The 13,086-nt window shown below is 54.9% G+C and carries 11 protein-coding genes; 2 read left to right on the top strand and 9 right to left on the bottom strand.

The window, feature by feature from the left end; genetic code table 11:
* Positions 1–42: 42 nt before the first annotated feature.
* Positions 43–891, bottom strand: a complete 849-nt coding sequence (locus ACTJI9_RS18250; RefSeq protein WP_440809932.1) for a thiamine pyrophosphate-dependent enzyme — start codon at positions 889–891, stop codon at positions 43–45.
* 107 nt (positions 892–998) lie between these two features.
* Between ACTJI9_RS18250 and ACTJI9_RS18245 the strand changes: the two genes are divergently transcribed.
* Both ACTJI9_RS18245 and ACTJI9_RS18240 read left to right on the top strand, forming a co-directional pair.
* Positions 999–1,904: an AraC family transcriptional regulator N-terminal domain-containing protein gene (locus tag ACTJI9_RS18245; RefSeq protein WP_440809929.1), complete on the top strand. Its 906-nt coding sequence runs from the start codon at positions 999–1,001 to the stop codon at positions 1,902–1,904.
* Positions 1,905–2,046: 142 nt separating this feature from the next.
* The gene (locus tag ACTJI9_RS18240) at positions 2,047–2,322 is read left to right on the top strand and encodes an isocitrate lyase/phosphoenolpyruvate mutase family protein (protein WP_440810407.1); all 276 of its coding nucleotides are present in this window, start codon (positions 2,047–2,049) and stop codon (positions 2,320–2,322) included.
* Positions 2,323–2,462: 140 nt separating this feature from the next.
* On the opposite strand, the gene ACTJI9_RS18235 is transcribed toward ACTJI9_RS18240, so the two are convergent.
* From ACTJI9_RS18235 to ACTJI9_RS18200, 8 genes are all read right to left on the bottom strand, one after another.
* Entirely contained in the window at positions 2,463–2,774 is a 312-nt protein-coding gene (locus ACTJI9_RS18235; protein ID WP_440809927.1) for a hypothetical protein, read from the bottom strand.
* A 16-nt stretch (positions 2,775–2,790) separates the two neighbouring features.
* The gene (locus tag ACTJI9_RS18230) at positions 2,791–3,501 is read right to left on the bottom strand and encodes a L,D-transpeptidase (protein WP_440809925.1); all 711 of its coding nucleotides are present in this window, start codon (positions 3,499–3,501) and stop codon (positions 2,791–2,793) included.
* Positions 3,477–4,427, bottom strand: coding sequence for an ABC transporter substrate-binding protein (locus ACTJI9_RS18225; protein ID WP_440810405.1), 951 nt, complete (start codon positions 4,425–4,427; stop codon positions 3,477–3,479). The genes ACTJI9_RS18230 and ACTJI9_RS18225 overlap by 25 nt, the downstream gene beginning before the upstream one ends.
* A gap of 164 nt (positions 4,428–4,591) precedes the next feature.
* The gene (locus tag ACTJI9_RS18220; RefSeq protein ID WP_440810404.1) at positions 4,592–6,973 is read right to left on the bottom strand and encodes an arylsulfatase; all 2,382 of its coding nucleotides are present in this window, start codon (positions 6,971–6,973) and stop codon (positions 4,592–4,594) included.
* An 8-nt stretch (positions 6,974–6,981) separates the two neighbouring features.
* Positions 6,982–9,243: an arylsulfatase gene (locus ACTJI9_RS18215; protein ID WP_440809922.1), complete on the bottom strand. Its 2,262-nt coding sequence runs from the start codon at positions 9,241–9,243 to the stop codon at positions 6,982–6,984.
* A 158-nt stretch (positions 9,244–9,401) separates the two neighbouring features.
* On the bottom strand, positions 9,402–10,316 hold the full coding sequence (locus ACTJI9_RS18210) for a formylglycine-generating enzyme family protein (protein ID WP_440810402.1): 915 nt from the start codon (positions 10,314–10,316) through the stop codon (positions 9,402–9,404).
* Between the two features lie 778 nt (positions 10,317–11,094).
* A complete protein-coding gene (locus ACTJI9_RS18205) occupies positions 11,095–11,883 on the bottom strand; it encodes a hypothetical protein (RefSeq protein ID WP_440809920.1) in 789 nt (262 codons plus the stop codon).
* Positions 11,884–12,277: 394 nt separating this feature from the next.
* Positions 12,278–12,967 (bottom strand): response regulator, encoded by a 690-nt coding sequence (locus tag ACTJI9_RS18200; RefSeq protein WP_440809918.1) that lies wholly within the window; start codon positions 12,965–12,967, stop codon positions 12,278–12,280.
* Positions 12,968–13,086 lie beyond the last annotated feature (119 nt).

Here is a 13,086-nt window from a genome sequence, read left to right as displayed (position 1 = left end):
CTTCTACAATGCAATCGCCGCATCGTTACCAATCATTTGCTATCAATTTTGTGACGTTCTCAGTCGCTCGCTTCCGGCCATTTCCTCCACGCCAAGACAAAACCTCTGGAAAGCCAAAGAGAGCGACTGAAGTGGTTCGGGAGGCCTGCCGAGTTGCCCCCCTTGGTCGGCGGAAATCCTTACTTCAACGAAGGACGGCGTACCCGTTGTGCTCACCCACTTAGTGGTGCTCAGTTCAGCGCCATTTGAGATTTGCAGCGCAGATCGATATCCAAGTGCTGCTGCCAAATTCTTTAGGTCCGTTTGTGGAGCACATGTTGCCGTACCGCCTACTGAGCCATGCACTCCATTGTTGAAAACCAAGTGAATCAGATTAGGCAACCTCAATGCCCCAATAAGGGCTGCTCCACCCAGATGCATGAGGAAAGCACCATCTCCATCGAAGCACCAAACCCGCCTATTCGGTTGTGCTAATGCGAGGCCAGCGGCAATTTGTGATGCATGCCCCATAGCGCCAACACAGAGGAATGACTGATCGGTATGTCCCCGGGATTGAAGTTGCCCATAGACCTCCCGGCCAATGTGACCGGTTGTTGCAATCAAGGCGTCTTCAGGACCCACCTGTTCCAAGAGCCCCGAGATCGCATCAGTGCGAGACCAAAGCGCTCTACGTAATGATATCTCTTTCTTTCGTGAAGTGAGAAACCCAGGAGGCACAAGTACAATTGTTGGAGCGGATTTCCTTCGGGCCGTTGTAACCGCTGCAGCAATTACGCCGGCCGCGGTCGATTCGTCCTCAAGTACGTAGACTTCAAAATTGCAAAGATCGGCTAACGCCACCGTGATCTCGCCCTTGATCCGATGCTGAGGCTCGTCTTTATGGCCTGGCATTCCTCGCCATCCCACAAGGAGCACCATAGGTATGGAATAAACCCCCACGTTCTCATTGCATTGCGATGCAGACGGTTTGTCGCCATATTCGGCATATGGAAAACGCGATGGATGAATTGCGCAGCATTGTCATGCGCGCCGGAGACAAATGGACCGCCACCGGAATTCCGCGTGTTGCAATGGTGCGAAGTGAAGCTTGCTCGGATCAGGTATATGAGCCGATGCTTCACTTCGTACTGCAGGGTTCGAAGACTCTTTCGATTGGGGACCACGTCCTGCGCTTTGAGCCGGAAACCTATTTTGTCGTCCCAGTCGACATTCCGGCGATAGGTCAGATCAGCTCGGACAGACCAGGGAGCCCCTATCTTGCGCTAAGTCTGACACTGGAGCCAGCGATCATCGCCTCCATGCTTGCAGACCACGGTAGAAGGAGTTCGCAGCAGCAAACCCCTGATTTTGTGGTTTCAACCGGCACGCCGGAACTTGTCGATGCATGGCTTCGCATGATGCGTCTAATCGATCACCCTGGAGACGTGGAGATGCTGGCACCCATGATTGAACGCGAAATTCTGTTTCGAGTCCTGCAGGGTCCGCAGGGCGACATGCTCCGTCAGATCGCATGTGCCGACGGCCGGTTGTCTCAGGTTCGTCGCGCGATCGACTGGATCCGCGCGCGATACACCGAACCCTTTCGCGTCGAACCGCTCGCGGCGATGACGGGGATGAGCGTCGCCGCATTCTATCGCCACTTCAAGGCTATTACTGCCATGACACCAATTCAGTATCAGAAGAGGCTTCGTCTGCTGGAGGCGCGGAGGCAGCTTTTGTTCGAGCCTCGCGATGCGGCCGCGATCGCCTTTTCCGTCGGCTACGAAAGCCCATCGCAGTTCAGCCGGGAATACGCGCGGATGTTCGGCTTGCCGCCAGCCCGCGACATTGCCCGCTTTAAGACGCCGGTCTCAAAACCTGCTGCCATTATCGCGCCTTTTCATGAAAGCCTCGAACTGGCCTAACGATCTGCGATGATCAGCGGGAGGAACGACGCCTGCTCATCATAAATTCAAAAACAATCTCACCCAGCCACAGGCCGCTTGTTAACTGTTTGCCAACGACCCGATCCACTCCGCCCCCGATATCTGATAGCGATTACCCAACCTGGAAGCAATTCTAACCGTCTGCGCCGCCGTGAATAGGCCCGTCAACGTAGTCATGGGGCTAAAAGGCCCAATTTTCTCCATCGCCGAACTGTCGGATGCGGACGTGCGCCGTGTGAGCGTGGGCGGATCGTTCGCGCGGGCTGCGCTCGGTGCGCTGAAGCGGGCTGCCGAAGAGGTCAGAACCACAAGCACATTCACCTATGCAGCCGATGCACTTCCTGCCAGCGTAATTACCAAGCTTATGTCACAGGGAAAGCGCAGCGCGAGGAAATGAGCGAGGTTCGCCGTTCCGTCGCGAAAATCGCGAAACCTGCGATGACTTTAGCGCCTGGCTCCTGCGACGGAACAGACATCGTTGGATCTCCTGATTCGTTTTCGGTCATCCGCCATTGGCAAAACACCCGTATGTGCAGTTCAAGCCGATATTTTTTCCAGAGAATGGACCGTACCTGCCGTATCGATCAGGCAGGTCGACCGTTGCCCCTTCGCCTCGACGATGATCTGATACTTTCCACCCTCGACGGCGCTTGAACTGACAGGAAGCGCATTGGCATGGTCGGCCCCGAACTTTGCCGTTGCCGCACTGGCGCAGGCGAGTTGCAGGTCTGCAGGTGCCGTCTGCATTGTATTGCGCGCCATGTTGTCCGGCGTCGGGCCCGAGACGCATCCGGCAAAAGCCGGAAAAAATGCCAGAACCGCGACGCCCAATATCGATTTTTTGAACATGATCCCCACCTTGTTTTCAAACGCCCTTGTAAAGCGACGCGCCCTGCATGAGCACGATTACCTTCGCACCGACATCGATCTGTGAATGGAGATCGACGATGTCCTCGTTGTTCATTCTGATGCAGCCGGATGAGACGTTGAGACCAATCGACCACGGTTCGGGTGTGCCATGGATGCGATAGATCGTGTCCTGGTCGCCGTCGTAGAGATAGAGCGCCCGAGCCCCCAGCGGATTGTCCGGACCACCCGGCATTCCGCCGGCAAACTTTAAGGCGTTGGGGTCGCGCGCCACCATTTCTGCTGGAGGCGTCCAGGTCGGCCACTCGGCCACTCGCCCGACGCGCACGATTCCTGCCCAGCCGAAGCCGTCACGCCCGACACCGATGCCGTACCGCACGGCTTGGCCGCCACCTTTGACGAGGTAGAGAAAGTGCTGGTTGCCGTCGATGATGATGGTTCCCGGCTTTTCTGCCGTCCTGAACGTCACGGCCTGCCTGCGGAAAGCTTCAGGCACCTGTCCGTTAGCGGCGTAGTATTTTCGCGCCTTCTTGTTGTCGTAGCTCACCCAGGTGCGGGTTTTGGCGTCGTAAATCTGCGTTTTCGGCACTTGGGCCAAGGCAACGGCCATTCCGCAAATAAGCAGTCCCACTGCGATTAGAGCCGCGATCAGTTTCATATTGGCGTGAGACGCGTATCCCTTGCTCATTTTGCCGATCCCTTCAGCCATTGTGCAACCCGATCGGCGTTCTTCCCAACCCAAGCCTTTGCGTAATCGGCGGGAGACTGGCGATCGACTTCGACCGCATAACTCATTTGCGTGATCTCGTCGGCGGTAAAATCGATACTCTCAAGGAACGAGGCCACCTCCGGCTTACTTGCTGTTAAAGCCTTCGAATACGCAATGTGGAAACGCGCCGCATCCCAACCGACGGGAGCGCTTGACTTGCGCAACCAGTCGGGGTCGTCGGCAGGCAGGACAACGTGCCATTTGGCAGGGTCGTAAGTGGGCTCCTCCAGCTTGACGATATCGTGCAACTTGAAAACGACGTGCGGGCTGTAGCAGGCGAAGACGATCGGCCTGTCAGTCGCCGCCGCTGCATCGACCGCAGCCATGCCCATGTCCTCCGGCATTTCAAGAAGGCGCATGGTCTTGGCGTAACCATAGCTGTTTGCCCGAATGCGCTCTATGGGAGTCGACGACCAGGATGGCGCGCCTATCCATAACTCGCCCTGTCCGTCGCCGTCCGTATCAAGGGCTGCGGTCTTCTTCACGTCCAGAAGGTCAGCAACCGCCTGTATTCCGGTTTTCTCCACAGTCTGTCTGGTGGTGCAAATTCCTTGCCACGCCGGAACACCAATTTCCGCGAGCTGGACCGGGCCATCTTTGCCAGCATATTTTTCGGTCAGCGACTTAAGATTTGGGAGCCAGACCTCGGGATGAATGTCCACATCTCCGCTGGCCAATCCGGCGAAGGCGGTCATGGTACCCATCTCTTTCACCTCGACGCTGAGACGCAGGTTTTTCTCCATGCTGTCCTTGATGATGTTTGCCGTCACCTGCCCCGAAGGCCAGTTCGGCATGGCAACCACCAGATCGGCAGCATGCGCGCAGGCGGCAGACGCGATGCCGTGCACCATGACCAGGCCCGCCATTGTTCGTGATAGATATGTCACACACCAACTCCTTCTCCTGGATTCAGTAGGCATCGGTTCAAATCCCGCTCAACAAAACGGAAGCACGAGAACAGTTGAAATGCGTGTCACCATCGGAGACCTGTCCTTTTTAGTCATGTCGAAAACTGAAATCGTCAGTCTCATTATCTCAGATATTTCACATGCATGTTCTCGATCTTGCCGTTGAACTTGAACGGCGCTCTGTCAAAATATGCCTCTGAGACCGGCGAATAGCTGTCCATGCCGACGTCGAATGCGTCGTTTGGGGTGAACCCGATGGAGGCCGAGCGCGGCACTGTGCCTGACGCAATATCTTCGCCATTCGCGCGGATTACGATGGCAAGCGGGCCGATCGGCCCCTTGCTTTTGCGCGTCTCGATCTCAAGTTTCACCTTGCCGGTTGGTAGTGGTTTTGTACTCTCGATGCGCGTGCGTTCGATCTGAAAAGCATTGTACTCATATGTCAGCTTTCCATTCTCTACCCAAACACTCATACCCCCTGAGTAAGCCCCGACAGCATAAAGAACGCCCTTACTTTCCGGTGTTAACTCCAAGTTGATCGTTGCGAGATTACTGAGTACACCCACTTTCGCAGCTGATGCCTCGGGCAAGCCGAAGACGTCCTTTGTGTAGAAAAACTCTGTCGCTGGATTGTGGGGGGCATCCTCGGGGTGGAAGACCATGGACCAAAGGCCACCGCCCACTGGATACACCTTGTTATCGTATGCAGCCGCGTCGAAGCTGGATACCAGTTCCTTCAACTTCTCGGGGTTCTCGTCGGCAATATTCCGCGCTTGGGAGAAGTCCTTACTCAGATCATAAAGCTCCCATTTATCATTATCTGGAGACCAGTTGACGATCTTGGGATCAATACCCGGCTTCCAAGGAATGCGAGGCCCGAACACTGACGCGAACCAGCCATCCTTGTAATAACCTCGACTGCCCATGACCTCGAAATACTGTTCTTTCTTGTTCGCAGGCACCTTCGGATCGTTGAACGAGGCTACCATGCTGACTCCGTCGATCGGCTCCTGCGATACACCTTCCACAACCTTCGGCGGCGTGATCTTGAGCACATCGTAGATGGTAGGAACGATATCGTTCACATGATAGAACTGCGAACGTGGTTCGATGTCGTGCTTGATTGCTTTCGGCCACGAAATCGCGAGGGGAGTTCGCGTACCTCCGAAATGAGCCGCTACGAGCTTTGTCGACTGGAATGGAGAGGACCCCGCCCATGCCCAGCCGGCGTGATACATGTTGTCTGTTTTTGGGCCGCCCAATACATCAAGACCGCCGAGTTCATTAAGCACGCGGATGTGGTCCTTGATATCACTCGGGATACCATTTTGCGCCAACAATTCACTGATGGTCCCGTTTTGGCCCTCGGAGCTAGAGCCGTTATCGCCCCATACGTAGAAAATCAGAGTGTTGTCGCGAACACCCATCCTGTCGAGTTCTTCAAGCAGCCGCCCCGCCTGCGTGTCGGCATGCTCAACGAATCCGGCATACACTTCCATCAGGCGACGTTGGAACGGCTTCTCGTCGTCTGGGATGCTGTCCCAGCCAGCCAGTGTTCCCGGTCGAGGTGTCAGCTCCGTACTGGCGGGAACCCATCCTTGCTTCTTCTGGTTGGCAAAGACCTCTTCTCGCATGACGTCCCAACCGGCATCAAACTTGCCTTTGTATTTATCCGCCCATTCCTTGAAAATATGGTGTGGCCCATGGGCCGCGCCCGGGGTCCAATACATCATGAATGGCTGGCCAGGGCTCACTGCCCGATGGTTGCGCAGCCATGAAATTGCCTTGTCCGTCATGTCCTGAGTGAAGTGGTAACCTTCACGGTCATGCTTGGGCTCGACGACGGAGGTGTTCTCCACAATCGCTGGCTCCCATTGGGAGGCTTCACCAGCAATAAAACCGTAAAAGTAGTCAAAGCCGACGAGCCTTCCCGTGGGCCAACGATCATAGGGTCCCATGCGGGATATGTCGGTTGAAGACGTATTGTGCCATTTACCGAAAGCAGACGTTGCATATCCGTAGTAGCCAAGGACTTTCGCTACCGAAGCGGTCGTGGCAGGCCACGATCCCGTGTACCCCTCCCAAGCATTTGCGAATTCGGCAATCTGGCCAAACCCAACACGGTGCTGGTTGCGACCAGTGAGCAGAGCAGCTCGTGTGGGTGAGCACATGGCCGCATTGTGAAATCGGTTGTAGGACACGCCAGCATTCGCCACAGCCGAAAGGGTCGGCGTGTTGATAGGTCCGCCGTAGGTTGCAGGCAATGCCGGTCCGGTGTCGTCAAGCATGACAATGAGAATATTGGGAGCGTCTGCAGGAAGGTGGTTCAGCGCTTCAGGTTTGGCATATGTAGACAGTTCCATCGTCCGCTCTGCCTTCGGGCGTGGTGTGGGTGGGAATGGCAACGATTCCTGCGCAAAGCTTGTACTCGACATCGTCATGCTCAAGATGAGCATTGAACAGCATGTCGACAGAGACCGCCTACAGTACTTCATAGACATGATGGCTTCCCCTAATTTTTCTTCGTGTCAGGAATGTACTTGGCATAGACTTTGTCGATGGTTCCGTTAAACGCAAACGGCGCGCGATCATAGTAAGTCTCGGAAACGGGCGAGTAGCTGTCCATCCCAACGTCGAAGGTGTCGTTGGTGGTAAAAAAGAGGCTGGGAGAACGCGGTACGCGGCCGTCCGCTACCACCTTGCCATTGATTCGCATCGTCACCTCTATCGGAGCGGCTGGCCCCTCGACACGATGCGATTCCACTTCAATCTGCACTTTGCCTGTTGGCAACGGCTCGGACGTTTCGATCCGGGTGCGCTCTACCTGGAAGTTGTTGAACTCATAAATAAGCTTGCCGTTGTCTATGAAGAGAGAGAGCCCTCCGGAATAACTACCTAAGGCATATAGAACCCCTTCCGAGTCTGGTGCCAATTCAATATCGACCTGCGCTATCGTGCTTGATGAGCCGAGCTTTGGAGCATTGAACTCGGGAACTTCGGTGACATCGGCGTTGTAATGAAACTCGTTGGCCGGATTTCTTGGGCTATACTCGGGATGGAAGACAGTGGACCACAATCCGCCGCCGATCGGAAAAGCTTTGTTTTCTTTGGCGGCGTCATTGAACGCCGAGATCATGTGCTTGAGCTTCTCGGGGTGTTCGGAAGCGACGTTGCGAGCCTGTGAGAAGTCCTCGTTGAGGTTGTAAAGTTCCCATGTGTCTTTCTCGGGGGACCAGTCGAAGATCGCTGGATCGAATCCTGGTTTCCAAGGGATTCGTGGCCCGAATACCGAGGCGAACCAGCCGTCTTCGTAATAGCCGCGACTACCCATCACCTCGAAATACTGGCCGGTCTTGTTTTCCGGGGCTTTTGCATCGGAAAGTGAGGCCATCATGCTTACCCCATCGAGCGGGTCCTGCGTCACGCCGTCCACCAGCTTTGGTGGGACGATATCGAGGATATCGTAGATGGTCGGCACGATATCGTTGACATGATAGAATTGCGAACGGGGCACTGCGTCAGCTTTGATCTTCGCCGGCCACGACACTGCAAGAGGCGTGCGCGTGCCACCGAAATAGCTCGCGAGTAGCTTGGTCCCTTGAAAAGGGGTAGAGCCTGCCCAGGCCCAGCCACCGTGGTACATATTATCGGTCTTTGGGCCGCCCAATGCGTCAAGGCCACCAAGACCTTCCAAAACCCGCAAATGATCCTTGATCTCGGTCGCGATACCGTTCTGAGCAAGGAATTCCGCCACCGTACCGCTCTGCCCCTCGGCGCTGGAACCGTTGTCGCTCCATACGTAGAAGATAAGGGTGTTCTCTCGGATACCGAGTTCATTTAGCGTATCCAGAAGTCGGCCCGCCTGCGTATCGGCATGCTCGGCAAAACCAGCAAAAACCTCCATCAGTCGTATCTGGAATTCACGCTCATCCTTGGGGATATCCTCCCATGCTGCCATCGATGGATGACGATCGGATAGTTTCGTCTCCTTAGGAGTCCATCCCAGCTCCTTCTGCTTTGCCAAGATATCTTCGCGAAGAACATCCCAGCCCTGGTCAAAGCGTCCCTTGTACTTGTCGGCCCATTCCTTGAATATCTGATGTGGGCCATGGACCGCGCCCGGAGCCCAGTACATGAAGAACGGTCGTTCAGGCGCGAGCGCGCTCTGGCTCCGGATCCACTTTACGGCCCTGTCTGTCATATCCTCGGTGAAGTGGTAGCCCTTACGGTGGTGCTGCGGGGTCAGACGGATCGTGTTCTCGACAACCGCCGGTTCCCACTGTGAAGACTCGCCTGCCAAGAATCCGTAGAAATGGTCAAACCCAACAAGCTGTCCCGTTGGCCAACGTTCGAACGGTCCTACGGCCGATGTGTCGGTGGCCGGAGTGTTGTGCCACTTTCCGAATGCCGACGTCGCATAGCCATAGTATCCCAGAACTTTAGCGATTGAAGCTGACGTTGCCGGCCATGCGCCGGTGTAACCGTCCCAGGCATTTGCGAATTCGGCGATCTGGCCGAAGCCCACCCTGTGATGATTTCGGCCTGTCAACAACGCGGCGCGGGTCGGTGAGCACATGGCAGCATTGTGGAAGCGGTTGTAGGACACACCGTCCCTGGCAACCCGGCTCAACGTCGGAGTGCTAATTGGCCCGCCATACGTTGAAGGCAATGCGGGTCCAGCATCGTCCAACATCATAATTATGATGTTGGGCGCATCTGCTGAAAGGCGGCGTTGCGGTAGCGGCTGTGTGTAGGCTGCAGCAGATTCGCCCATTGTAAGTGCCGTTGGTGGCCCAGCAAGGGTTGGAAACGGCAGAGATTCTTGCGCTGAGGCAAGCCCGGACGAAGCTAGAGTAATGGCAAGGCAAGAGCAGCAGGCCAAGAGGCCAATGGTAATCCGATTGCATCGCATATGTAACCTCCTAGGCATGTTCATTGAACTCGAACCACGCAGCGAAATCCAACGTGGTTGGTGGATGTGTCGATCGGTTGGGCATATCGCGCCGCCGGACGGTAGCGTTGGCAGTAGTTTGCAGCGCAGAGATGCGATCCGCCCTTCAACACCTTGCGTGGCACCCTGATTTCCGGTTGGCATGGATCGTAGCTCTCTCGCTCTGGACCGCCGCGAGGGTTTTCCGGAATGCAACAAGCCTTTTGGGTTGGAGCATCGTGCTTCGGTCGATAGAAATCGCCGGTCCACTCCCAGACATTGCCAATCATATCGTAGAGGCCGTAGCCATTTGGCGGGAACGATCCAACAGGAGACGTGCGCTCATATCCGTCCAAGGTAAGATTCTGATGTGGAAACTCGCCCTGCCAAGTATTGGCCATATGGTGTCCGCCTAGAGTAAATTCATCACCCCAGGCGAATTCCACTCCTTCCAATCCGCCTCGTGCAGCAAACTCCCACTCGGCTTCAGTCGGCAGTGACTTGCCCGCCCATTTCGCGTATGCTTCAGCATCACAGTGGGCGATGTGCACGACGGGATGATCTTCTTGGCCATCGGTCGAACTATCCGGGCCCAAAGGGTGCCGCCAGTTGGCACCGAAGCAGAACGACCACCACTGTCCCCAATCTTGCAGCGATAGAACGCGGACTGGCGGTCGGAACACCAAGGAACCTGCCTGAAGCATTTCCGGAAGAGCACCAGGATACTCAGCCAGATCAGGTGCTAGTTCGGCAAAGGTGATATATCCAGTAGCATCTACGAAGGCTTGGAATTGCCGATTTGTAACTGGTGTCTCGTCGATGAAGAAGCTATCGACCGCAACGGGATGAACCGGCGCTTCCTCCGGATAGTGGTTATTTGAACCCATCTGAAAGATGCCGCGTTCAATCCGAACCATTCCAGAATAAATAGGCACCTCTACGGACTGTGATGACCGCTCACCGCTTTGAATACTGATCATTGTCCCCCCTCTGTGCCGGCGGCACTGCTACGCGGATACTGCGCCATCGTGGAGTCCGATTGCCATTGGTAAAACACCCTATTCTGGTGAAGAGTTTTCCCGTGTGCGGTGTTTTTCCAGAAAATTGGGCACCAGGTGCCTTGCGCAAACTTTCGCTGAATTGCGAACCATGGCAAAACAGACAGTTCAACCGGCGAACTCGCTATAGGGCCACTTTTATAGATAACCGCCGACGTGAAGTGATCTTCAATTCACCTGCAACGACATGAAACGAAATTCCGGCGTCAGGTAGCCACCCTGTCCGGGCCTGCATCTAAATCAACAACGCCTGATGAATATCCCTATTCAGGCGTATAACGTTTTGCCTATCAACAGGAGCAAGCTCACGTGTGTGGTTAAACCTTCCAGAACCATATCCGTTGCGGTCGAACAGAAATACAAATCACTCTCACCGCGTAAAAAGTTATCGGTCGTTAGTTTCACCATACTTTGCGCATGCAGTGGTTATCACGACCAATACGAGATAACTAACACTCAAACGATTTTCATTTTTTCGCCCTGCTAACTGGATTGGGCAACAGGGGTGGCTGTTTGCAGATTTCCTTGAGCTCGAACGTCATCTAGTGTCATGATGTCAGCTCCTCGCTTACTGAACCCGAGCATTCTGTAAGTTTGAGAGTTTGAAAATCGAAGTCGGCCATTCGCCTCGCATCTGTCAAAAACGCATAACCATGCCAAGAATTGGCCCCTCTTGAACGACATCGAACACAAATCCATCTCTGTTATAGTCGACACCGAGAGCCCGATACCCCGCAACGGCTGAAAACCGATCGTTAAATTGGTAGCCGATGGTTGCGGCGACATCCCAATCGAGATCGGCCTGCCCAGCCCCAATCAGACCCCAACCGCTCACATAGAAATTCTCCGTCACGAAGTATTTGCTGCGAATGCCAGCCATACCGTCGACCCAAGTGGCACTATCACTGGCCGAGACACCATCGAGCAGGCCTCCAGTGAACGACACTTCTGAACTGGCGTGCCAGACCCGGAGCCCGGCCACCAGGTCAAGATTTCCTCGCTCATCCTGAAGAACGGAATATCCAACTCCAAAAAGGCCAGCAAAGGTCTCCGACGTGAGATCGACGCTCCCAGCGACGATGCCCCTCGGCGTGCCGGAGCCGCTCGAGAGTTTCGTGTAAATGATATCCCCGAAAATGCTGACCCGTTGATTGCGGGCCTCACCAGTGGCCATGAAAGCAAAATCCAGATCTTTGAGAATGTCCTCGAAATCGGTTTCCAAATGTACGGCGGGAAGATTGAACTGACCGACATTGCCGGACATACCCGCGCCCCAGAAGTACGGGCTGACAGCGAAAGTCCAACCGCTGTTCTCAACTTGTCTGGACTCAGGGACCATGATTGGTTGCGCGACATCAGCGGCATATGTGGGCGTTACTGTCGCAACACCAAGCAGCAATCCAATTGCTAATTCTTTACGGGTCATGGTTTTCCTGTTCGATTTGAATTCTGGTCGCTATTTGAGCTGTCCATCGTGCTGCCATCGTGTTGGAAACGGCAGCGTGTTCATCGCGATCGAGCCGGTGCTCGCCACGGTACCGACAAGAAATGCAATCTCAATGAATTGATGTGACGCATTTGAACCCTACCGCCTGACCCAGAACAATATCCTAAATGCGAACCTTATCAAACGCCCGCCCTGCTCGCACTATCCCCGATGAGATCAGAAAGTGTATTGGTAGAAGGCCCTATTTCCGGCCGTAATTTCCCTCACGGGAGCGGATTCCGGAATTGCATCGGTCCCAACACTCCAGCGCGGAGAAGCGAAGTAATGTGTGCCCACGTTAATTCGGACAGGTGGTTCCATCGAATAGGTCCGATCATGGCTCGAGCATCTTGTTTCGAATGGCGTATCGAACGAGCGCTGCGGTAGAGTTGATCTGCAACTTTCCCATGGCGGACGCCCGGTGGGCTTCAACCGTCTTGCTACTGATATTCAGAATTGTCCCGACCGCTCGGCTACTGTTGCCTTCGGCAATGAGCTGGATGACCTCCTTCTCGCGTGGCGTCAAAAGTCCAAGTTCCCCTGTGTCCGTGGGCTGGGACAAAAAAAGCGCCAGAAGTGCTTCGCTGACTTGGCCGGTGAAGAAGGGCTTCCGGTGGGCAAGGGCGTCGAGGGCGGCATATAGAAGTTTGTCGACATCCGACTTGAGCAGAAAACCGCGGGCGCCGGCCGTCAGAACCTCACGCAGAATGTTCTCACTTTCATGCATGGTAAAGATCAACACTTGAGTCTTCGGCGATTCAGCGCAAATTCTGCGTGTCACTTGCGCGCCGTTCATCATCGGAATGCTGTAATCGACAATCGCGATGTGGGGCTTGAGGGAAACAGCCAAATTCAGGGCTTCCCGCCCGTCACGAGCCTCTGCCACCACCTCCCATCCTGGCCGACTTTCCACAACAGAACGAAGTCCGCGGCGGACGATATCGTGATCGTCTGCAATCAATACTCGCCGGACACTTTTTCCGCTACCATCCTGGGCCCATAGATCATTTGATCCGGTCATCATGTTGGCGTACCACTTGCTCCTATGCAATCCAGCTAAGGATATATTCATCAAGACTAAAGTCGACAATCAGACAAAGCACCTAATCACGGCAAGGGAAACACCTAGTTGCAGAATTTGGA

The organism is Phyllobacterium sp. 22552, from assembly GCF_052044585.1.
GTDB lineage: Bacteria > Pseudomonadota > Alphaproteobacteria > Rhizobiales > Rhizobiaceae > Phyllobacterium > Phyllobacterium ifriqiyense.
This window is presented reverse-complemented; position numbering and strand designations above follow the sequence as displayed.